The organism is Bradyrhizobium sp. LTSP849 (genome assembly GCF_000938255.1).
Taxonomy (GTDB): Bacteria; Pseudomonadota; Alphaproteobacteria; order Rhizobiales; family Xanthobacteraceae; genus Bradyrhizobium.
Genome location: NZ_JYMR01000010.1, coordinates 77571 through 99242 on the forward strand (window position 1 = coordinate 77571; position 21672 = coordinate 99242).

Annotated in this window: 23 protein-coding genes; 12 read left to right on the plus strand and 11 right to left on the minus strand. The window is 63.8% G+C overall.

Annotated features, from left to right (window positions below; translation table 11 throughout):
• Nucleotides 1–22: 22 nt before the first annotated feature.
• Both UB31_RS08340 and thrS read right to left on the minus strand, forming a co-directional pair.
• Nucleotides 23–586 (minus strand): nitroreductase family protein, encoded by a 564-nt coding sequence (locus UB31_RS08340; RefSeq protein WP_045010522.1) that lies wholly within the window; start codon nucleotides 584–586, stop codon nucleotides 23–25.
• A gap of 93 nt (nucleotides 587–679) precedes the next feature.
• A complete protein-coding gene (gene thrS / locus UB31_RS08345; protein ID WP_045010523.1) occupies nucleotides 680–2722 on the minus strand; it encodes a threonine--tRNA ligase in 2043 nt (680 codons plus the stop codon).
• A gap of 184 nt (nucleotides 2723–2906) precedes the next feature.
• Here thrS and UB31_RS08350 point away from each other — a divergent pair, with 184 nt between their 5' ends.
• Together UB31_RS08350 and UB31_RS08355 are read left to right on the plus strand one after the other, a co-directional pair.
• Entirely contained in the window at nucleotides 2907–4079 is a 1173-nt protein-coding gene (locus UB31_RS08350; RefSeq protein ID WP_045010524.1) for an MFS transporter, read from the plus strand.
• A 90-nt stretch (nucleotides 4080–4169) separates the two neighbouring features.
• Nucleotides 4170–4559 (plus strand): hypothetical protein, encoded by a 390-nt coding sequence (locus UB31_RS08355; protein ID WP_045010525.1) that lies wholly within the window; start codon nucleotides 4170–4172, stop codon nucleotides 4557–4559.
• Nucleotides 4560–4591: 32 nt separating this feature from the next.
• On the opposite strand, the gene UB31_RS08360 is transcribed toward UB31_RS08355, so the two are convergent.
• Both UB31_RS08360 and UB31_RS08365 read right to left on the minus strand, forming a co-directional pair.
• Entirely contained in the window at nucleotides 4592–4918 is a 327-nt protein-coding gene (locus UB31_RS08360; RefSeq protein WP_045010526.1) for a GrlR family regulatory protein, read from the minus strand.
• A 171-nt stretch (nucleotides 4919–5089) separates the two neighbouring features.
• Entirely contained in the window at nucleotides 5090–6427 is a 1338-nt protein-coding gene (locus UB31_RS08365) for an alpha/beta hydrolase (protein WP_045010527.1), read from the minus strand.
• A gap of 316 nt (nucleotides 6428–6743) precedes the next feature.
• Between UB31_RS08365 and UB31_RS08370 the strand changes: the two genes are divergently transcribed.
• Nucleotides 6744–8111: an APC family permease gene (locus UB31_RS08370; protein WP_045008338.1), complete on the plus strand. Its 1368-nt coding sequence runs from the start codon at nucleotides 6744–6746 to the stop codon at nucleotides 8109–8111.
• A gap of 2 nt (nucleotides 8112–8113) precedes the next feature.
• Nucleotides 8114–9328, plus strand: a complete 1215-nt coding sequence (locus tag UB31_RS08375; protein ID WP_156175243.1) for a hypothetical protein — start codon at nucleotides 8114–8116, stop codon at nucleotides 9326–9328.
• Between the two features lie 19 nt (nucleotides 9329–9347).
• Here the strand turns inward: UB31_RS08375 and UB31_RS08380 are convergent, their stop codons facing one another.
• Nucleotides 9348–9911: a helix-turn-helix domain-containing protein gene (locus tag UB31_RS08380; protein ID WP_045010529.1), complete on the minus strand. Its 564-nt coding sequence runs from the start codon at nucleotides 9909–9911 to the stop codon at nucleotides 9348–9350.
• 366 nt (nucleotides 9912–10277) lie between these two features.
• Here UB31_RS08380 and UB31_RS08385 point away from each other — a divergent pair, with 366 nt between their 5' ends.
• The 3 genes from UB31_RS08385 (at nucleotide 10278) to UB31_RS08395 (ending at nucleotide 13135) form a co-directional block, all read left to right on the plus strand.
• Entirely contained in the window at nucleotides 10278–11591 is a 1314-nt protein-coding gene (locus UB31_RS08385) for an MFS transporter (protein WP_045010530.1), read from the plus strand.
• A gap of 69 nt (nucleotides 11592–11660) precedes the next feature.
• Nucleotides 11661–12182, plus strand: a complete 522-nt coding sequence (locus UB31_RS08390; RefSeq protein WP_045010531.1) for an MOSC domain-containing protein — start codon at nucleotides 11661–11663, stop codon at nucleotides 12180–12182.
• Nucleotides 12179–13135 carry a PDR/VanB family oxidoreductase gene (locus UB31_RS08395; RefSeq protein ID WP_045010532.1) on the plus strand — a complete coding sequence of 319 codons (957 nt, stop codon included), beginning with the start codon at nucleotides 12179–12181 and terminating at the stop codon, nucleotides 13133–13135. Before UB31_RS08390 ends, UB31_RS08395 begins: the two co-directional genes overlap by 4 nt.
• Before the next feature lies 1 nt (nucleotide 13136).
• Here the strand turns inward: UB31_RS08395 and UB31_RS08400 are convergent, their stop codons facing one another.
• Both UB31_RS08400 and yidD read right to left on the minus strand, forming a co-directional pair.
• Complete coding sequence (locus UB31_RS08400; protein WP_045010533.1) at nucleotides 13137–13349, minus strand: hypothetical protein; 213 nt, start codon at nucleotides 13347–13349, stop codon at nucleotides 13137–13139.
• 107 nt (nucleotides 13350–13456) lie between these two features.
• Nucleotides 13457–13795, minus strand: coding sequence for a membrane protein insertion efficiency factor YidD (gene yidD / locus UB31_RS08405; protein WP_045010534.1), 339 nt, complete (start codon nucleotides 13793–13795; stop codon nucleotides 13457–13459).
• 227 nt (nucleotides 13796–14022) lie between these two features.
• On the opposite strand from yidD, the gene UB31_RS08410 reads away from it, so the two are divergent.
• A complete protein-coding gene (locus UB31_RS08410) occupies nucleotides 14023–14916 on the plus strand; it encodes a COG3904 family protein (protein ID WP_045010535.1) in 894 nt (297 codons plus the stop codon).
• A 5-nt stretch (nucleotides 14917–14921) separates the two neighbouring features.
• On the opposite strand, the gene UB31_RS08415 is transcribed toward UB31_RS08410, so the two are convergent.
• Nucleotides 14922–15377 carry an iron-sulfur cluster assembly scaffold protein gene (locus tag UB31_RS08415; protein ID WP_045010536.1) on the minus strand — a complete coding sequence of 152 codons (456 nt, stop codon included), beginning with the start codon at nucleotides 15375–15377 and terminating at the stop codon, nucleotides 14922–14924.
• 240 nt (nucleotides 15378–15617) lie between these two features.
• Here UB31_RS08415 and folE point away from each other — a divergent pair, with 240 nt between their 5' ends.
• The 4 genes from folE (at nucleotide 15618) to UB31_RS08435 (ending at nucleotide 19390) form a co-directional block, all read left to right on the plus strand.
• A complete protein-coding gene (gene folE, locus UB31_RS08420) occupies nucleotides 15618–16307 on the plus strand; it encodes a GTP cyclohydrolase I FolE (RefSeq protein WP_045008329.1) in 690 nt (229 codons plus the stop codon).
• A 110-nt stretch (nucleotides 16308–16417) separates the two neighbouring features.
• A complete protein-coding gene (gene hisI / locus UB31_RS08425) occupies nucleotides 16418–16840 on the plus strand; it encodes a phosphoribosyl-AMP cyclohydrolase (protein ID WP_045010537.1) in 423 nt (140 codons plus the stop codon).
• 139 nt (nucleotides 16841–16979) lie between these two features.
• Complete coding sequence (locus UB31_RS08430; protein WP_245305629.1) at nucleotides 16980–18014, plus strand: lytic transglycosylase domain-containing protein; 1035 nt, start codon at nucleotides 16980–16982, stop codon at nucleotides 18012–18014.
• 200 nt (nucleotides 18015–18214) lie between these two features.
• Nucleotides 18215–19390: a DUF2336 domain-containing protein gene (locus UB31_RS08435; protein WP_045008326.1), complete on the plus strand. Its 1176-nt coding sequence runs from the start codon at nucleotides 18215–18217 to the stop codon at nucleotides 19388–19390.
• A 119-nt stretch (nucleotides 19391–19509) separates the two neighbouring features.
• Here the strand turns inward: UB31_RS08435 and UB31_RS08440 are convergent, their stop codons facing one another.
• The 3 genes from UB31_RS08440 to UB31_RS08450 form a co-directional block, all read right to left on the minus strand.
• Complete coding sequence (locus UB31_RS08440; RefSeq protein WP_045010538.1) at nucleotides 19510–20088, minus strand: Hpt domain-containing protein; 579 nt, start codon at nucleotides 20086–20088, stop codon at nucleotides 19510–19512.
• A gap of 30 nt (nucleotides 20089–20118) precedes the next feature.
• Nucleotides 20119–20664, minus strand: coding sequence for a response regulator (locus tag UB31_RS08445; RefSeq protein WP_045008324.1), 546 nt, complete (start codon nucleotides 20662–20664; stop codon nucleotides 20119–20121).
• Nucleotides 20665–20762: 98 nt separating this feature from the next.
• Nucleotides 20763–21542, minus strand: coding sequence for an NAD kinase (locus UB31_RS08450; RefSeq protein WP_045010539.1), 780 nt, complete (start codon nucleotides 21540–21542; stop codon nucleotides 20763–20765).
• Nucleotides 21543–21672 lie beyond the last annotated feature (130 nt).

Genomic DNA, 21672 nt, shown 5'->3' on the forward strand with positions numbered 1-21672 from the left:
CGAGGCGTCAACAAGACTTCGATTAAAAACGCGTCACGATGTCGGAAAGGACCGGTCGCGGGCGGTCTTCGCTCGGCTTGATCGGCGTGCCGATGTGGACGAGGCCGGCGAGCTTTTCGTCCGCCTTGAGGCCAAGCCCGTCCAGCACGTCGCGATCGAAGGAGAACCAGCCGGTCAGCCAGCAGGCGCCGTAGCCGAGCGCGGTCGCGGCCGTGACGATGTTCATGACGCTGGCGCCCGCCGACAATTCCTGCTCGAAGGCCGGCACCTTCGGATGCGGCCTGGTGAAGCTGACGATGCCAATCACCAGCGGCGCATCGGTGAGGCGCTTGCGCTCAGTCTCGATATCGGCCGCCGGTGCGCCGGGATTCTTCCGGGCAAAGACCTTTGCGATCACCTCGCCGGCGCGCGTCCTTGCATCGCCCTCGAAAATGATGAAGCGCCAGGGCGCCAGCTTGCCGTGGTCGGGCACCCGCGCGCCGATGGTCAAGATGGTCTCGAGCTCGGCCGGCGAGGGGCCGGGGCCAGTCATCTCGCGCGGCTTGACCGAGCGGCGGGTCTTCAAGAGTTCAAGGGCGTCAGGCACTGCGGTTTCCTCTTCGGCTGGTCGTCGGGCGTGCAGTCCCCAGATAGGAACGCACGCCCGCAACCGAAAGCGAGTTTAGATCGATTTCAGGGATCAGGCCGTGTCGCGCATCCGCCGGACATCCGGCGGGGTCGCCTCGTCGACCAGCGCGGCGATCGCCTCGGCCGTCGGCATCACCGTCTGGCCGTCGCTGCCGAGCCGGCGGACCGAGACCGAGTGGCTCTCGGCTTCCTTCTTGCCGACCACGAGCAACGCGGGGATCTTGGCCAGCGAGTGCTCGCGGACCTTGTAGTTGATCTTTTCGTTGCGCAGGTCGATCTCGACCCGAAGCCCCGCGCGCCGCGCAGCTTCCAGCACCTGCTTGGCGTATTCGTCGCCTTCCGAGGTGATGGTGGTGACCACCGCCTGCACCGGCGAGAGCCAGAGCGGGAAGTTGCCGGCATAATGCTCGATCAAGATGCCGATGTAGCGCTCCATCGAGCCGCAGATCGCGCGGTGCACCATCACCGGCGGTTTCTTGCCGCCGTCATGGTCGATGTAGAACGCACCGAACCGCTCCGGCAGGTTGAAGTCGACCTGCGTGGTGCCACACTGCCAGTCGCGGCCGATGGCGTCGCGCAGCACATACTCGAACTTCGGCCCGTAGAAGGCGCCTTCGCCCGGATTGATCTCGGTCTTGATGTGATTGTTCTGCGACTGGATCTCGCGCAGCACCGTCGCCATCACGCGCTCGGCATGATCCCACATCTCGTCGGTGCCGACGCGCTTGTCCGGCCGGGTCGAGAGCTTGACGGTGAGATCGCCGGTGAAGCCGAAATCGGCATAGGTCGACAGGATGAGGTCGTTGATCTTCAGGCACTCGTCGGCGAGCTGATCCTCGGTGCAGAAGACATGCGCGTCGTCCTGGGTGAAGCCGCGCACGCGCATCAAGCCGTGCATGGCGCCGGACGGCTCGTAGCGATGCACCACGCCGAACTCGGCGAGGCGCAACGGCAGATCGCGATAGCTCTTCAGGCCGTGCTTGAAGATCTGGACGTGGCCCGGGCAGTTCATCGGCTTCAGCGCAAACCAGCGCTTGTCCTCGGCCTCGTCACCGGCCGACTGCGCCGCGAACATGTTCTCGCGGTACCAGCCCCAATGGCCGGAGGTCTCCCACAACGACTTGTCGAGGATCTGCGGTGCGTTGACCTCGCTGTAATCACCGGTCAGGCGTCGCCGCATATAGGCGATCAGCTGCTGGAAGATCGTCCAGCCCTTGGCGTGCCAGAACACGACGCCCGGACCTTCCTCCTGGAAGTGGAAGAGGTCGAGCTCGCGGCCGAGCTTGCGATGGTCGCGCTTCTCGGCTTCCTCGATCTGCTTCAGATAAGCGTCGAGGTCCTCCTGCTTGGCGAAGGCGGTGCCGTAGATGCGGGTCAACATCGGGTTGTTCGAGTCGCCGCGCCAATAGGCGCCGGCCACCTTCATCAATTTGAAGGCGTTGCCGACCTTGCCGGTCGAGGTCATGTGCGGGCCGCGGCAGAGATCGAACCAGTCGCCCTGATAGTAGATCTTGATCGGCTCGTTGCCGGGAATGGCGTCGACCAGCTCGACCTTGAAGGCCTCGCCCTTGTCGCGGAACACCTGCTTGGTCTTTTCGCGATCCCAAACCTCCTTCGTAAAGGGTTTGTCCCGCGCGATGAGCTCGCGCATCTTCTTTTCGATCGCGGCAAAGTCTTCCGGGGTGAACGGCTCGTTGCGGAAGAAGTCGTAATAGAAGCCGTTCTCGATCACGGGACCGATGGTGACTTGGGTGCCCGGCCACAGCGATTGCACGGCTTCCGCCAGCACGTGGGCGCAGTCGTGGCGGATCAGCTCGAGCGCGCGGGGATCGTCACGGTTGACGAGCTCGATCTTCGCATCGACCTCGATCGGATCGTTGAGGTCGGCGAGCTCGCCGTCGAGCGCCATCGCAACCGTGCGCTTGGCCAGCGACGGCGAGATGCCCTTGGCGATCTCCATGCCGGTCGTGCTCTTGGCGTATTCGCGCCGAGCGCCGTCGGGGAAGGTGAGGGTGATTTTTTCCGGCGGGGTCACGGGTCTCAAATTGCTGAGGCTGTATTGGAAGCCGGATTCGGACTTGCGGTCATCGGTCATTGCTTTTCTCCTGAGGCTCACTCCTGCGAACGAGCGCAGGTAAGCGGGAACGAGCGATATATCAGGCGATTCGGCCTGTGCAATCCGGCATTTCCAAGAAAATGGGCGCGTAAAGGTGGTGCCTGCATCAACTATTTCGAGGAGGCCCTTTAACTGGCCATGGCTCTGGTCTACATGCATTTGCATGGAAAATCTCCGCGCTGGCCGTTTCGGGCCAACCGCCCTGATGCTTGGCAATATCGTCACCGGCAGCTCGGTGCTGGCGCCGGCGGGCATGCTGCCGGAATTGTCGGCGGGGCTTGGGATCAGCATCCACGCGGCGGGGCTCCTGATCACGTTTGGTGCGATCACGCTGTGCATCGGCTCGCCGCTGACGGCCTGGCTGACCAGCCGCATCGAACGACGGACGTTGCTTACGACCACACTCGCAGTGCTTGCTGCCGGCAATCTCGCCTCGGCCTTCGCACCCGACTACACCAGCCTCCTTGTCATCCGTTTGGTGATGCTTGCCGTCGGCGCGCTCTATACGCCGCAAGCTGCCGGCACCGCAGCGCTGCTCGTGTCGCCTGAACGGCGGGGCAGCACGATCGCTTATATTTTCCTCGGCTGGTCGCTCGCCGCCGCCGTCGGCCTCCCGCTGATCACTTTCATCGCCAGCCGCTATGGTTGGCGCGCCGCCTATGGCGGGATCGGTGTGCTCGGCTGCGTCAGCTTCCTGTTGCTGCTGGTGCGCCTGCCGGCCGGCTTGAGGGGGACGCCGGTCGACCTGAAGACCTGGCGCGAGGTCGGCCGCAGCAAGACGATCCTGTTGCTGCTGGCGATCACGATGCTGCAAATGTCCGGACAGTTCGCGGTCTTCACGTTCATGGGCCCGCTGCTCAAGAAGCTGACCGAAGCGAGCCCGGATGCAATCGGCATGGTGTTCGCTCTCTACGGCGTCAGCGGCTTTCTTGGTGTCGCGATCGCGACCCGCATCGTGGACACCTGGGGAGCCTATCGGACCTCACTGCTGTTCACATGCCTGGTGCTTGTGGGCATCACGGGGTGGGCGCTGAGTGCCGGCACCATTGTATGGATGGCGATTGCGGTCGCGATCTGGGGGTTGGGCTTTGCCTCGACCAATTCGATGCAGCAGGTGCGGCTGGTCGCGGCAGCGCCACCGCTGGCATCGGCCACCGTCGCACTCAATACGTCGGTCCTCTATATCGGCCAGGCCATCGGCTCCGCGGTCGGCGGGATGTTGTTTGCCGGAGAGCTCCTGCACACGATCGGCTTCGTGGCGGTCGGCTTCGTCGTCCTGGCGCTGATGTTGGTGGTCCTGACCCGGCCGCGGCCGGCTGCTGAAGCTCCGGCCTGAAGCCAGCGTTTCCCGTACGCAAGGCGCTTGGCAAACCGCGGGGGAGAGCGCTAGAAGGCCAGTTATGGGGACCAAAGAGAGTTGACTGAGATGAGGATGATTCTGGCGGTTGCCGCGGTGCTCTATTCAGCCTCCGCGTTTGCGCAAACCGACAAGCCACCGATGGTGGGGGACAAGCCGTTGGTGCAGGTCAAGCCCAAGGGGACTAAGGCGGGGACCAAAGAGGCAGCGGCCAAGCCGGCCGCGGCGCCGAAGGGCAAGCCGCAATCGATCGCGGCGCGGCTCCAGGCCTGCCTCGAGACCGACGATGGCACCAAGGACCGGCTCAACTGCTACGATGCCATTATCCCGCCAACGCCGAAGCCGAAGCCGGCGAAGGCCAAGGGCTACGCCGATTGCCGGTTCTTCAAGGAAGAGGACGAGCGACTGGCCTGCTTCAACGGCTTTGCCGAGAGCATTCCGAAGCTGCCCAAAACCTGAAGATCAAAAGCTGAAGCTTGGGAGCCGGACGGCTAATCGCTGAGCCGGCTCAGCACGGCCCTGAAGGTAACGCCTGGCACTTGCAGCGCGGTGCCTTCGAATTCGGCCATGTCGCCGTCTTCGCGACCGCTGAGCGTCAGCGTGATCCGGTCGAGCCCGAACAGCGCCTTGAATGACGGGTCGTCATTGTAGCGCTCGGTCGAGATCTTGACCTTGATGCTGTCGCCTTCGCCCGTGTAAGAGCCGATGAAGGCGAAGGCCGAATTGCCGCCGCGCATCTTGCCATCCGTCACATAGACGACGCCGCAGCCGGTTCCATGAACCGTGTGGAAGTCGACCTTATACAGTCCCTGACGCACTACCTGTTCCCGCAAAATTCCAACTGCTACTAGGCCGGCAAATTATGATCGTGGCCAGCGGAAGCAATCCGTTGGCTCCCGGGGATATCGGCCATCAACATCACATTTTGATCAAAGCCTGAAAGAATTGCGGGCAAGCGCGGCCAAATCCCGGCCCGCGCAATATCCCGGCTATCGGCCTGATGCGGAGGAGCCGGTGGTGGCCGCAACGCGCGTCAGCGCCAGCGCCGGCGTCGCCGACATCTTCACCAGCACGTCCTTGAGCGGATATTGCGTCCACGCGCGGTTGACGTAGTCGCGATGGGTGATGCCGTCGCCGGTTTCGACGAACACCACGCTGCCGGGGCGCAAGGGGCCGTCCATGTCCTCGGAAACGCCGATGCCCTTCTGCCGCAGCATGCTCATCAGCTCGCGATCGCGCCGTGCGGTGTAGTGGGTGTAGGAGCTGACGAAGAAGCCGGAGCGGTGGCTCTCGATCCAGGATGCGAACTTGTCCATTTCGCCGTAGACCGCATCAAGCAGGACAACGCCACGGACGCGGTCGCTGATGCCGCCGACCTCGAGGCTCCATGCCGTCGGCAGGAAGCCGCCGCTATAGCCGACGATCACGATCGGCATGTTGGCGAAGGCGCGTGCGCTGTTGGGATCGCCGGTCATGCGGGCGAGGTGGCTGGCCGATTCCTCCATGAAGCGCTTGAGACCGCCAGGCTGCCAGAACTTGCCGGCGCTGGAATCGGCAGCGTCGACCGCCATCTGCGGGGCGAGCAGGATGGCGTTGGCGCCGGAATCAGTGATCTGCTGCGGCACCAGTTGCCGGTCGCGCACGTCACGCTCCAGCGTCGCGCCGTTGCCGTGGAAGAACACCACGATCACACCCGGCTTGCGCACGTCGAAATGCTCAGGGACGTGCACCAGCACGCGGCTGTCGTTGTAGGTCTCGTCCTGCCACAACACGCGACCGGAATAGCTGCGGTGGCCGCGGCGGTCGCCCTTGGAGATGTTGAGGAAGGGCGTGTCGGAGGCCGGATTGTTGCCGAAATAGGGGAACGCGGACGATTTCATGCTGACGAGGGTCGTCAGGTCTTCGCGCGGTGGACGCTGATAGGGGACCTGCGGCGTGAGCGAGGCCACCCTGTAGGGCGCCTGCTCCGGCTGCTGCTGTACGGCGCGCTTGGGCGAGAAGTCCGACATCTGCCGTTGCAGGAGACTCTCGCTCGCCGAGGGGAAGCGTTCCCTGAACTGCGGGGCGGGGAAGCGATCTTCGAATGTGTCGCTGCTTGCAACTTGCGGATTGGTCTTGGCGACGGTCTGATTGACGACTTGGACATTGGCCTGCGAGTTCGCCGCGAGCGCCGCCGGATTGGGCGCCTTGCCGCATTGAACCAGCGTCAGCGACAGCGGCACCAAGGCTGAGATCAGGACGATCCGGAGCGCACGACCGCGCGCGCCGGACGCCTTGGTCCAGTCAGCACGAATGTCTGCTTTCACTTTCGGAACGACCCCGACCATCCACCCATGACCCCGAGTCCAGCGGCTATGTTTAAGCCAATTGAGCCGACTGGCGTTTAGGCGACGTTAAGTGTCCGGACAAACTTCCCCACATCCGGAACGATCAAAAAAGACCACGCAATCGTGTCGCGATTGTGGGGGAGGAGCGTGGTTTTCGGCAGTCGACTACGGGGTTATCGCCCAAAAGCGTGCATAGAAGGTGTTTAAATACCTATTTTGGCCGCCTCATTTAGCCCTTGTTAACCCTGCTTGAATTGACTGGACCAATCTGCACGATGCTTCCCACGAGGCGCGACGCCTGAGGTTAAGGACCCCGATGACGGCATCAGATGCGGGAACGGCGGCCTGGACCGGCCGGCTGACCGGAGGCGGCTCCGGGGTTTCCGGTCTGGTCGCAACCGCCATCGTCGTTGCCGATATGATCGGCGTCGGTGTCTTCACCAGCCTCGGCTTCCAAGTCAAGGACATCCCCTCCGGCTTTTCGATCCTCTCGCTGTGGACCATCGGCGGCATCGTGGCGCTGTGCGGCGTGTTCTCCTACAGCGAGCTCGGCGCGATGTTTCCGCGCTCGAGTGGCGAGTACAATTTCCTCGGCCGCGCCTATCATCCCGCCTTCGGCTTTCTCGCCGGCTGGGTCTCGGCGACGGTCGGCTTCGCAGCACCGGTCGCGCTCGCCGCCATGGCATTTGGCGAATACGCCAAGTCCGTCGTCCCCGGTGTGCCGCCAATTCCGCTCGCCATCGGCGTGGTGTGGTTGGTTTCGCTCGTGCAGCTGACCGGCGTCAGGCACTCTTCGACCTTCCAGCTGATCTCGACCATCCTGAAGGTCGTGCTGATCGTGGCCTTCCTGGTCGCCGGCTTTGTTGTCGGTGTGCCGCAACCGATCTCCTTTGCGCCGCAAGCGAGCGACCTGGCCCACATCGTCAGCGCGCCCTTCGCGATCGGGCTCGTCTTCGTGATGTACTCGTTCTCGGGGTGGAACGCCGCGACCTACATCATCGGCGAGATGAAGACGCCGCAGCAGAGCCTGCCGCGGGCGTTGCTCGGGGGCACGCTGATCGTGCTGGTGCTGTACGTCGCACTGAATGCGGTGTTTTTGTACTCCACGCCAATCAGCGCGCTCGCCGGTCAGCTTGATGTCGCGAGCGTTGCCGGCAGCGCCATCTTCGGCGGGATCGGCGGGCGGATCGTCGGCGCGATGATCTGCGTCGGCCTGATCTCCTCGATCAGCGCGATGATGTGGATCGGTCCGCGCGTGATGATGACGATGGGGGAGGACATTCCGGCGCTTCGCGTGTTCTCGCGCAAGTCGACGAGCGGCGCGCCGGCCTATGCCATCCTGTTTCAGCTCGCGGTCTCGAACCTGCTGCTGTTCACGCGCAGCTTCGAGGCGGTGCTCGACTTCATCCAGTTTGCGCTGCTGTTCTGCTCGTTCTTCACCGTGGCCGGCGTCATCAAGCTGCGCATTACCGATCCCGACCTGCCGCGGCCCTATCGCGCCTGGGGATACCCGTTCACGCCTCTCGTTTTCCTGCTCGTGACCGCCTTCATGATGTACTACCTTTTGACCGAGCGGCCGGTGCAGTCGCTCGCTGGGATGCTGGTTATGCTCGCTGGCCTGTTGATTTATGCTGTTTTCCGCAGGCGGCCGGTCGCCGCTGCCACTTCATCACATCGCGAATAGACATGTTTCGACCCATGAGAATTGCGGCCGTCGCTCTCGTCCTGCTGGCTGCGGCCATCTCGCCCGCGCGTGCTGCCGAGGTCACCTTCGATGACACTGCGCGCTTTCTTGCCGGCATGCAGCCTTCGGCGGACTCACCGCTGGTGGCGCTCACCAAGGACCCGTCCTGGCAGCATCACGCAAAATTCTTCGACGGCGCCTTCGCCCAGCTCGAGCAGCGGCAATTGTCGAAGATCCGGAGTTGGTCCGACGTCAATCTGGCCGCACCGCGGCCGACCATGTTCTACATGTTCAGCGGTCCGGATTTCCTCTATGCCAACGCGTTCTATTCCAAGGCCAGCACCTATGTGCTCGGCGCGCTCGAGCCGGTCGGTGCGGTCCCTGACCTGTCCAAGCTGCCGCGTGGGTCGGTCGGTGGGGCGCTCTACAATGTCGAGCGCTCGCTCGGCTCGATCCTGAGCTTCTCCTTCTTCATCACCAAGCAGATGAAGGTCGACCTGCACACCAACCAGGTCAACGGCACCTTGCCGATCCTCTATGTCTTCCTGGCGCGCTCCGGCAAGACCATCCGCAACGTCGAGATGATCGCACTCGACGACAAGGGAGGGGTGCATACCGGCAACGACAATCCCGGGCCGAACGCGACGCGCGGCGTCCGCATCACCTTTGCCGGCAGCGACGGTGAGGCGCGCACGCTGTATTATTTCTCGACCGATCTCTCCAATTCCGGTGCGCGCGCGGCCGGATTCCTGAAGTTCTGCGAGACACTCGGGCCCGGCAATAGCCTGATCAAGAGCGCGTCTTATCTGCTGCACGCCGGCAACTTCACGGTTGTTCGCGACTGGCTGCTCGCCAACAGCTCCACCATCATCCAGGACGATTCCGGCATTCCGCTTGCGAATTACAATTCGCGGCAATGGCGGTTCTTCCCGTTCGGCCGCTATCTCGGACCGATCAGTGAATTCCCCGGCCGCTATCAGGAGCGCTACGCCGAATTGTTCACGCGCGCGCAGCCGATCGATTTTGGCGTCGGCTATCGCTGGCGGATGCATGAGTCGAATTTGCTGCTGTCGGTGAAGACACCGGGGAGCGAGACTGCGCCTGCCGCGGAGACCACCTCGTCCGCCGAGCCGCCGCCGAAGCCGCCACGCCCGAAGCGGCCGCGTCCGCCCGAGCCGGTTCCGCCGCCACCCGGACGTTTCTTCTGGTTCCGCTAGCCTACTGCTGAGGCCAGAGTCAGGCCGCCGGGCTCTGCGCAACGACGACAAGAACCTCCGCCTTTTGCCGGCCGAGGCTCCTGACCTCGTGTGGCGTCTCGCCTGAAAAATACAGACAGTCGCCCTTGCCGAGGACCAGCTCTTCGCCGTCGAGCTTGATCGCGATCTTGCCGTTGATGACGAAGAGCAGCTCCTCCCCGGCATGCGAAGCACGCGTCGCCGACTTGTGCGGCGGGCTCAGCAGGAACGGCTCCATCATCTTGCGGGTGCGGCCGGTGACGAGCGGGACCAGGCCAAACGTGTCCTGGAACAGCGGCACATTGCCGTTCTCGCGGCGGAACAGCGTGTAGCGCGGTGCGGGCTCGGCGTTCGGGTCGAAGAAGTTCGCGACATTGACCTCGAGCGCGGCGGCCATTCGCAGCAGGGCTGCGAGCGAGGGGATCTTCAGATTGCGCTCGACCAGTGAGATGTAGCCGCGCGTGAGATCGCTCTGCCTGGCGAGCTGATCCAGTGTCAGGCCCTTGGCGATCCGCGCCTGGCGGATATTGGCCCCGACGGCTGCCGCCTTGCTGACGTCAAGCACGCATGTGTCTCCAGGTAACGACCGAGTTGTTGCTCCACCTTTTGCAATAGATATGCCTCAACCGCCAGCCCGGCGCTCCGCGGGGGTCGCTCAGCCGGCGCCCAAGTGTATCCCAACAGAAAACTTATGCGCGGAAATTTCAAGCAGACCCGCAGATATTGTGAGCAGATTCGTTGGTATCCCAGGAAATATAGCTAAAAAATAGGGCAATAGAGGCATTTTGCCGATCCGCGTAGCATTTGCCGGCTTCCGCGTCATTGATTTCTGTCAGTAAACATGGTCGATTTTTCGCGTCGTGGCTGCCGATGGGCTCCACGGCCAGAACCAACTGCTTTTCCCTGGCGCCGGTACCTTTTGGAGAGATCGATGACCGTAGCAGACGACATAGCCCTGAACGTAGCGCCGGACGAGGCGGCGAGCTTGCGACGGATCGTGTGGTCGAGCGTGATCGGCACCGCGGTCGAATGGTACGACTTCCTGATTTACGGCACGGCGACCGCGCTGGTCTTCAACAAGGTGTTCTTCGCCGCCGGCAACCCCACGCTTGCTACGATCGCGGCCTTCGGCACTTACGCGGTCGGATTTCTGGCGCGCCCGCTTGGCGCTGCGATCTTCGGTCACTACGGCGACCGGGTCGGCCGCAAGGCGATGCTTGCGATCACGATCATGGTGATGGGCATTGGCACCTTCCTGATTGGTCTGCTTCCCACCTACCAGCAAATCGGCATCGCCGCGCCGGTGCTGCTGATCGCCTTACGCTTTCTCCAGGGCATCGGCCTCGGTGGTGAATGGGGCGGCGCGGTGCTGATGGTGGTCGAGAACTGTCCGACGCACCGCCGCGGCTTGCTCGGCAGCATGGTGCAAGTCGGCAATCCCATCGGCAATCTCGCGGCGATCGGCATGTTTGCGCTGGTGGCGAGCCTGCCGGAAAGCGACTTCATGACCTATGGTTGGCGGATTCCGTTCCTGATCTCGATCGTCCTGGTCGGTGTTGGCCTCTACATCCGCCTCAACATGGAAGAGACCGCGGCTTTCCGTCAGGTTCAGGCAAAGAAAGAAGTGGCAAGCCTTCCGATCGTCGAGATCTTCAAGCACCACCGCAAGCCGTTCTTCACCGCGGTCGGGCTGAAGATCTCCGAGATCGCCTATGCCAGCATCGGCGGCGTGTTCGTGATGTCGTACGCCACGGCCAATCTCGGACTGTCGCGTACGGTGGTGTTGAACGGCGCGTTCGCGGCATCGCTGGTCGCGCTGTTCGCCATCCCCTTGTTCGGCTGGCTGTCCGACATCGTCGGCCGCAAGAGGATGTTCTATGCAAGTTGCGTGTTCTCGGCGCTGTTTGCCTTCCCGCTGTTCTGGCTGCTGAACACCCGCGACCCCACCATCGTCATCTGCACCATTGTGGTCGCGATCACCTTCGGCCAGATGGTGATGTTCGGTATCGGTGCACCCTGGTACTCCGAGCTGTTTTCCGCACGCTTGCGCTATAGCGGGGCTTCGCTCGGATTCCAGGTCGGTGCGGCCATCAGCGGTGGATTGACGCCGCTGATTGCGGCCTCGCTGATGGCCTGGAGCGGAGGCGCCACCTGGCCGGTGTCGCTGCTGCTGATCGCCTGCGCCGCCGTCACGGCGATCGCGACCACGTTCGCGCCGGAAATGGCGAACAAGGAACTGACCTGATCCCCCGGCGCGCCGCTGCTTGCGGCGCGCCATAGCTTCTCGCAAGGATCGTCTCACAAGGATTCTGTCATGCTCGACACCATCAGCGCCGGTTCGGCGCAGAGCGCAGCACGCCTCGCCTGGACCGGCGTAGTGCGCTTCCTTCATCTCACCCCGCGTGCGTTCCTGCCGATGCGCGCGATGGAATCGATCACCCTCATCGCCGGCAGGGGGATCGAAGGCGATCGCTACCTGATCGGCAATGAAGAGGGTTTTTATTCGCACAAGCCGGAAGAGGGCCGGCAGGTCACCCTGTTCGAGCTCGAGACACTGATCGCGCTCAAGCGCGACGCCGGTATCGAGCTCGGTCCCGATGAGCATCGCCGTAACGTGACCGTTGAGGGCGTGCCGTTGAACCATCTGGTCGGCCGCCGCTTCTGGTTGGGGGAGACCCTGCTGGAGGCAACCCGCTTGTCGATACCGTGTCGGCATATCGAGGAGATTACCGGCAAGGCGATCTTCGATCCCCTGATCAATCGCTCGGGCCTCAACTGCAAGATCCTGCAAGGCGGTATGGTCAGGGTCGGCGACACCGTGCGGAACGCGGCATGAAGGCGCGTCCGATCACGACGATCAAGACGGTCGTTGCCGGGATCGAGCAGGGCTGTGCAGGCATAAAACTGTTCACGCTGGCCGATCCCGACCAATGGGAGCTGCCGCCGTTCAAACCCGGCGCGCATATCGATCTGCATCTGCCGAACGGGCTCGTCCGCACCTATTCGCTGTGCAACGAGCCCGCCGACAACACGCGCTATGTCATCGCGGTCAAGCGCGAGGCGGACGGACGCGGCGGCTCGCGCGCACTGCACGACGAGATCGGGATTGGCGATGTCATCGGCGTCTCGCTGCCGCGCGGTGGGCTGAAGTCGGAGACTTCGATCACGCGCTACGTGTTCGTCGCAGGCGGCATCGGCGTGACGCCGTTCCTGTCGATGGCGCGGCACCTCGCGAGAACGGGTGGCGCCGACTTCACGCTGCATTTGATCGTGCGCGCGGAGATGCCGCTGGCCGCGCAGCTCGCGTCGCTGATCGATGAGGGCCGCGTCGTCGTGCATCGTACGTCCCGGACTGGGCGTCCGGATCTCGCGGAGCTGGTCGGCGGCGCCGGACCGGAAACACTGGTCGCTTGCTGCGGCCCAGAAAGCATGATCGACGATTTCGAGCGTGTGACCGCAGCGTGGCCCGCGGCCCATGTTCACATTGAGCGCTTTGTCGCCCCGGCGCCGGTCATCGATCCCGACGCCAAGCCATTCACGGTATCGCTGGCGCGCACGGGGACCGAAATCCAGGTTCGCGCCGGCCAGACCATGATTGCCGCATTGCAGGAAGGGGGCGTCGACATCGCGACCTCATGCTGCGGCGGCATCTGCGGCGCCTGCAAGGTCGGATGGATCGAGGGCAAGCCCATCCACCGCGACCGCATTCTGTCGCCGTATGAGCGCGAACGCTATCTCATGGTTTGCGTCGCCGGGTCAGACGCGGAGCGCTTGGTGCTGGACCTCTGAACTACCAGTGCACGCTCTGGCTCGGCACAATGAACGCTGTCGTACTCGGCTGCGTGGCGAAGCTTGTCGCCAGATACCAGCCAGAGCCGAGGACGAGCGTGAGCAGGGCCACGATCGCGATCATGTCGATGGTTCGGGGATCGTGATCCCTTGGATTAAACTTGGGATGCGGACCAAGCCTGAAGTGAAAATGAGGGCTGATTTTCCAGCGCATTGTTGTTTCCTCCCCGGGGAGCACACAACAACGACATGGAAAAGTTCCGGTTCCGCTCAGAGCAGCGATGCGCAAAGCACCGCAGCATACTTACCGCAGCTATTTGCCTACGACGCGTTGACGCCGCGCCAGCGGCCGTAGCGCCACGGCAGATACCAGCGCGCGGCCGGCGGCGTGGTGAGGGGCACATTGTCGATGCCGGACGTTCCGAAGGGGTTGCAGCGCAACACGCGCGCGAGCGTCATCCAGCCGCCAGCCCAGAGTCCAAAGCGCTCGATCGCCTCGTCGCCATAGACGGAGCAGGTCGGCAGGTGCCGGCAATTATAGCCAACCAGCGGCGACAGCGTGTGTCGGTACAACCAGATCAGCGCGCGGCCGAATCTGCGCGGCAGCCGCAGCGTCTCAGTCACGGCGCCGGAACAGTGCTCGCAGGTTGAGTGCTTCATGTGCGCTGTGCTGCCATCCTGTGCGCCTTGATGCGCAGTTCCAACGCAGGGAACAGCGAGCTGTTGTGCGCACGCCATACTTTGCCTGCTTTCTGGGAGCAGTGCAGCAAGTACCTATGGACGATCTGTATTCCCCCGGATACCATTTTTGTTACGTCCATGTGTAGACTCATCGGACGCCGAACGGGGCTTACCTGAATCGCTTTGGGGCTTGGGAAGGGACCAGTTTGAAACTTCTGAAGTCGCTCAATCTACGCGGCTGGTTGCTGGTGGGAACCGCCGCTTGCGGCGTCATGTTGGCGGGTGCCGTGGCGACCTTCGGGTCGTCGGCCCGTGCCGGCGGCTCCCTCGAAGAGCGCAAGCTGTCGATGAAGTTTGGCTGGGTCGCCTGCGATCCCAACTGTCGCGGCTGGGTCAGCGCGGTCGGCATCATCACCGCTGATACACCCAAGGATTTCGACGACTTCGCCCGAGGGCGCCAGCTTGGCGGCGCCACGGTGGTGCTCGACTCCAGCGGCGGTTCCGTCAACGACGCGATCACGCTCGGCCGGCGCTTCCGCAATCTCGGCCTTTTGACCACCGTCGGCATCACACAGCAGAACCGCGATGGGCAGAGTGCCCGTCCGGCGGTCGCCTCGGAAGCCTATTGCGAGTCCATGTGTGTGTTTCTGCTGCTCGCCGGCAAGAAGCGCTACGTGCCGGAGGCGGCTCATGTTCGCGTCCACCAGATCTGGATGGGCGACCGTGCCGACGATGCGAGGGCCGCGAGCTACAGCGCCCAGGACTTGATGATCGTAGAACGCGACATCGGCCGGCTCGCCAAGTACACATTTGATATGGGCGGCGCCGGCGATCTCCTGTCGCTCGCGCTCAACGTGCCGCCCTGGGAAGATCTGCACGAGCTGGACGCTGGCGAGCTGAAGCTCACCAATCTGGTGACGACCGATCTCGTGGCTGACGTGCTGCCGCATGTGGACGTCTCTGCGCCCGCGATGGCGGAGTTTGCGCCGAAGACGCAGGCAAGGTTCGGCGAGGAACCGGAGCAGCCGCAGCCTGCCAAGTCGACCAAGACGGCCGAAGCCCTGGTGCCGACGGGTGCGGCGGCTGCGTCGCAGAAGTAAAAGCTTCAGCCCTGCGCAGTGACCGGCTGCTTGGCCTTCGCCTCGATCTGCCCGATCGCGTCGACCACGGCATCGAAGGTCAAAAGCGTCGAGGCGTGGCGCGCCTTGTAATCTCGGACCGGCTCGAGGAATTTTATCTCGTCCCATTTGCCGTCGGGAGGCGCGCCATTCTCCTTCAGCATCTTGCGAACGGTTTCGCGTAACTCACGGAGTTCGCTCGCAGTCGAGCCGACGACGTGACTTGCCATAATGGATGAAGAGGCCTGTCCCAGCGCGCAGGCCTTCACGTCATGGGCGAAGTCGGTGACGGTGTCGCCATCCATCTTGAGGTCGATCTTGACGGTCGAGCCGCACAATTTGGAGTGGGCGGTGGCACTGGCATGCGGGTCGGATAGCCGCCCGAGGCGCGGAATATTGCCGGCCAGTTCGATGATCCGCTTGTTGTAGATGTCGTTCAGCATGTGATGGAGTCCAACACTTCCGGGCTGGATCGGCCTTGGCGGGCGCCGTCCACGGCCTTATATAGGGTTGGAACTGGCGGAAAAACAGTCCGACGGTCTGCCGGTGCTGATTCAGAACCGCGCGGCCGGCGTTCTAGCCGAAGACCCTTTTCGCCAAAACTGTTCTCTTCAGGCGTCCGGCGGCATGCCGCCCCGTCTGCCGGTGACACTCCGGCCACAAGGCCGTCGAACGGAGTAGACATGGACGCTGCAATCAAATCCATCCGCCCCAGCAAGCCCTCCGACAGGCAACCCGAGAGCCGCCCGGCCGAGCTTGATCCTGCCGAATTCCTCGCAGCCGCCGTCCGCGCCGACCAGCCGCGCCCCGCGCGCGCCGAGGCGGAAGCCGCGGTGAAGACGCTGCTCGCCTATATCGGCGAGAACACCGAGCGCGAGGGCCTGCTCGACACCCCGCGCCGCGTGGTCGAGGCCTTCGACGAGCTCTATCAGGGCTACCACCAGTGCCCGGCCGAGGTGCTCGACCGCACCTTTGGCGAGACCGCCGGCTATGACGATTTCGTGCTGGTGCGCGACATCGAGTTCACCTCGCAGTGCGAGCATCACATGATGCCGTTCTACGGCAAGGCGCACATCGCCTATACGCCAGTGGAGCGTGTCGTCGGTCTGTCCAAGCTTGCGCGCCTGACCGACATCTTCGCCCGCCGGCTCCAGACCCAGGAGCATTTGACGGCGCAGATCGCCGCCGCCATCGACGAGATCCTGAAGCCTCGCGGCGTTGCCGTCCTGATCGAGGCCGAGCATACCTGCATGTCGGTGCGCGGTGTCGCCAAGCATGGCGCCTCCACGTTCACCAGCCGCTTCACCGGCATGTTCCGCGACAATCCGGCGGAGCAGGCCCGCTTCCTGTCCCTGGTGCGAGGTCTTCGCTGACCTCGCAAAGATCTATTGTTTGAGCATGATCTCCGCGCAAACGCATTTTGCGTTTGTCGCGAGGGAAAACCGCTGCACACTTTTCCGGATCATGCTCTAGCGAGGTCGTCGTGTCCGCTCACTCCCATGAGATCGAGGAAGGTCTTTCCTTCCAGCCGCGCTTCGACGCGAACGGCCTCGTGACCTGCGTGGCCACCGACGTCGCCACCGGTGACGTGCTCATGGTCGCACACATGAACGACGAAGCGCTGCGCAAGACCATTGCGACCGGCGAAGCCTGGTACTTCAGCCGTTCGCGCAATGCCTTGTGGCGAAAAGGTGAGACTTCGGGTCAGACCCAGCGCGTGGTCGAGATCCGCGCCGATTGCGACCAGGACGCGGTCTGGCTTCGCGTCGAGCAGATCGGCGCGGCCTGCCACACCGGCCGCCGCTCCTGCTTCTATCGCAAGGTCGAGGCCGAGGGCGGCGGCGCCAAGCTCGTCTTCGTCGATGCCGAGCGGCTGTTCGATCCCGGCGACGTCTATAAGAAGTAGAGGAAGTAGTTTTCGCGCGCCCCGGAATGACCGGGACAGCCGAATTAACCCCGCATTAACCATGCCTGTCCCACGGTGGGACGACAGGGCGTCCGAATTGCCGGCGCCGTTTAACGCCGCGCGGGGCGGGCACTCCATTATGTCGGTCGACAATTCCAGTGCCCCGCAGACTGCCGCGACCGACGGCTCGCCGCGCGTCGCGGGCGCCATCAAGCAGGCCTCGAGCCGGACCGGCGTCAGCTTCGAATACATGCTGACCACCGCCAAGATGGAATCGGACTTTGATGCCACCGCCGGTGCCAGCACCTCGTCCGCCCACGGGCTCTACCAGTTCATCGACCAGACCTGGCTCGGCACGGTGAAGGAGGCGGGCACCCAGCTCGGCTATGGCAGCTATTCCGACGCCATCAGCAAGACGTCGTCCGGCACCTACACCGTCGATGATCCCATGATGAAGCGGTCGATCATGAAGCTGCGTGACGATCCGGAAGCCGCCTCGAGCATGGCGGCCGCGCTGACGCAGTCCAACAGCTTCAAGCTCACCGGTCTGCTCGGCCGCAGGCCGAGCGACAGCGAGCTCTACATGGCGCATTTCATGGGCGTCGGTGGTGCCGCGAAACTGATCGCCAATGCCGAGGACAATCCGCAAGCGGTCGGCGCGCGGCTGTTTCCGAATGCGGCGTCCGCGAACCGCTCGATCTTCTACGCCAAGGACGGCCGCGCGCGCAGCGTCTCCGAGGTCTATTCGGTGTTGAACGCACGCTACGCCAGCGCCTCGAACGCGAAATCGACGCGCAGCGCGATGGCGATGTACGGTGATACGCCCTCGACCACGCAGGTCGCGAGCGCAAACGGCGTGCAGCCCACCGCGCCCATGATCAATAGCGCCGCCTATCTCCAGACCTTCCCCGATACGCGCTCGGTGACGCCGGTCAGTGCGACATCGTCGACGACGGTAGCCGACAATGCACCGAGCACGCCGGTGTTTCGCTCGATCTATCAGCCCGCCGACGCCACGCAGCCGGTCTCGACGACGGTGCAGAAATTGTGGGGCAGCAACGCCTCGCTGACCTCGGTCGCGTCAGCGACCTCGGCCGCATCGACAACGCCCGATGTGCGGCCGCCGCAGCCGCTCGATCTCTTCAGCGATCGCAGCGGCACGTTCAGCAGCTAAATTTCGAACTCTCGTGTCCCGGACGCGCAGCGCTGCTGCGCTGCGTCCGGGCATGTGAGTCAGGCGGCTTTGTTCCCTTAACAAAACGTCAATAAAACCAGCCAGTTATGGTGAACGCTTTGTTAAGCGTCGTGGTTTATTTTGTGTTGCAGGTGACAAGCCGTCACCGCTTCGTCTTCGTTGCGTAAGCCGGAAGCACCATGATTGTTCGGCAGTTCATCAATTGGATCAGGACAGCGTCCGCCGGTGAGCGGGCCGAGGCAACACGGGCATTGGCCCGGGCCTGGCTGATCTCAGACCTTTCCCATGACGACCGCGTCGCCGCCGAAGGCGCGCTGCTGATGCTGCTCGACGATCCGTCGCCTCTGGTGCGGCAGGCGATGGCAGAGGCTTTTGCACGCAGCACCGATGCGCCCGCGGCGATCGTGCGAGCGCTGTCGGCAGACCAGCCGTCCGTGGCTCTTTCCGTGCTCGAACATTCACCGCTCCTGATCGATGCGGACCTCGTCGATATCGTCGCGACCGGCAATGACGTGGTTCAGTGCGCCGTCGCCCGGCGCGTCGCGCTGCCGGTATCGGTCTGCGCCGCCATTGCCGAGGTCGGCTGCGCGGCGGCCGCGCTGGAGCTGATCGAAAATCCCCACGCCGAGCTCGCACCGTTTTCCTGGGATCGCATTGTCGAGCGTCACGGCCATCTCGCCGCGATCCGCGAGGCGATGCTGGTGCTGGAGGATCTGCCGGCCGCAACGCGCGCCGCGCTGGTGGCAAAGCTCTCCGAGACGCTGGCGCAGTTCGTCGTAGCGCGGAACTGGCTGAGCGCCGACCGCGCCGACCGCATGACGACCGAGGCGCGCGACCGCTCCACCATGAACATCGCGGCGCGCTCGCGCGGCGATGACATGCAGGGTCTGGTGCGGCATCTCCGTATCACGGGCCAGCTCACCGCGGGCCTGATCCTGCGCGCACTGCTGTCGAGCAATCTCGAACTGTTCGACGCCGCACTCGCCGAATTGGCCGATCTGCCGCTGGCGCGCGTCTCCGCGCTGCTGCACGACCGCGGCGGCAACAGCCTGCACGCGCTGCTGCGCCGCGCCGGGCTTCCCGAGGCAACGTTCGCAGCGTTCCAGGTCGCGCTCGATGCCTGCCACGAGCAAGGTTTTGTCGATACCGACGACAGTGCGGCCCGGCTGCGCCGGCGCATGGTCGAGCGCGTGCTCACCCATTGCGAGACCGATCGCGGCGCCACCGAGCCGCTGATGGTCCTGTTGCGCCGCTTTGCCACCGAGTCCGCGCGCGAAGAGGCGAGGCTGTTCTGCGACGAGCTGGTCGCAGACGAGGCGATCGCGCCGGTCTATGACGATCTGATCGCGGCGTAACGAAGGTACAGGGGTGGGCAAAGGCGCTCTTGCGCCGTGCCCACCATGCATCCGTACAATCAGAGTTGATTGGTGGGCACGCTTCGCTTTGCCCACCCGATTTCAGAAAATAGCTCGCGCTACTCCGCCGGCACGATGCTCGGCGCCAGGATCGCCTCGAGATGCTCGGGGCGGTCGCGGTTGACGTGGGCGAGATATTCGTCGGCAACCTTGCGCAGGCGACGGTTGAGCTCGGCGGAGACAGTGAGGCTGTCGAGCCGTGTGTTGTCATGCACGATAGCCAGGATGGCGTTGATGTGGTGCGTGAACAGCTCGGCCGGAACCCTCTCGAGATCGGGTGCGTGCTCGATGACACGGCACAGGCTCTCGGCGATTCCCGCGGCCGCCGGAAAGCCGAACGTCGCGGCGTCGCCCTTGATGTCGTGCGCTGCGAGGAACAGCTCGTCGCGCCTGTCCTTGGTGAAGCCCTCGTTGCGGATGGCAACGTAGGCGGCCGACAGCCGGTTGATCTCGGTCGTCATCCAGTCCTTGAACTCGCCGGAGAGGCCGGCCAGCGCCTGCTCGGCGCGGCCGACCGGATCGTCCATGTCCTTTTCCTCGACCCGGCGCAGGACTTTCCGCAGCGGATTGGGCTGCGTGATCACTTGATGCGTAGCGAAGGCCTTGACCTCTATGTCTCTTGCGCTGTTCTTCGCCATGATGCCTGCCTCGTCGCTGAAGACGTTGCGCTAGATGGAGGACCGGGCCTTGTCGAGCAGCGAGGGCTGCTGGAGCACCTCGTGCTTTTCGCCGACACGGCGCTCGGGGCCCATATAGGCGGAATTGGTGTTGCGGCGACGGTCCGGGCCGAAATAGGCCTTGGTCTTGATGAAGGGCCGGGGACTGGCAACCACGTTGAGGATGCGCTGATAGAGCCCCTTGGCCGAGATCGGTTTGGCCAGGAATTCGGTGACACCGGCATCGCGCGCGACTGTGACGCGGCGCTTCTCGGAATGGCCGGTCAGCATGATGATCGGCGCGTAGGGGTTGCCCTTGGATTCCGGCTGCCGGATCATCTGCGCGAGCTCGAGCCCGTCGAAGATCGGCATCGCCCAGTCGGTGATGACAATGTCGGGCACGTAATGGCTGTACATTTCCAGCGCAGTGGCGCCGTCCTCGGCCTCATAGACTTCGCGCGCGCCGAACGAATGCAACAGCGTCCGCAGGATGCGGCGCATATGCGGATTGTCGTCGCAGATGAGGAAACGGAGTTTGTTGAAGTCGATGCGGAACATGACGCCCAGGCCAAAGGGTCAACTTTCATTAACCATATCGTGCCGAGGGTTAACGAAGCGTTGCGATCAGGCGTCCGCCAGGCTGCCGGGCAGGCGGCTCAGGAGCCGAACTGCTCGCGCAGGATGCGTTCTTCCAGGCTGTGGCCTGGATCGAACAGCATCCGCATCGAGATGGTTTTGTCGGTGAGCACTTCGACGCGGCGGACATCGCGCACCTCGTCGTGGTCGGCGACCGCCGCTACGGGGCGCTTGTCGCCTTCCAGCGCTTCGATCACGACGTAAGCCGTGTTGGGCAGCAGCGCGCCGCGCCAGCGGCGGGGGCGGAAGGCGCTGATCGGTGTCAGTGCCAGCAATGCGGCGTTGATCGGCAGGATCGGCCCCTGGGCGGACAGATTGTAGGCGGTCGATCCGGCCGGCGTCGCCACCATGATGCCGTCGGCGATCAGCTCGGGCATGCGCTCGCGCTCGTCGATCAGGATCCGAAGTCGCGCCGCCTGGTAGGTCTGCCGGAACAGCGCGACCTCGTTGATGGCGTGGTGAAGATAGACGCGGTCGTTGACGTCGGTCGCGCGCATCAGCAGCGGGTTGATCTCGGATTCATGCGCAGCTTCCAGGCGGGCACGCAGATCGACCGTCGAGTACTCGTTCATCAGGAAGCCGACCGTGCCGCGATGCATGCCGTAGATCGGCTTTCCCGAGTGCATCTGCTGGTGCAGTGTCTGGAGCATGAGCCCGTCGCCGCCGAGTGCGACAACGATGTCGGCCTCGTTCGGGTCGCAATTGCCGTAGTCCCTGGTGAGCTGGCCGAAGGCGGCCTGCGCTTCGCTGCTCGAGCTGGCGACGAAGGCGATCCGGTCGTACCGCAATGGCTTGGTCATGGCTTCCAGGCAGGTGCTGCTGGCTCGAGAAAGGTCCGCCGAGGTCGTCTATACGACCTGGGCCTGCGTTGTCGAGGATGACCGCTTCTTAAAGCAAATGGGCGCCCGGTCGGACGGTCGCCAGTCTCGG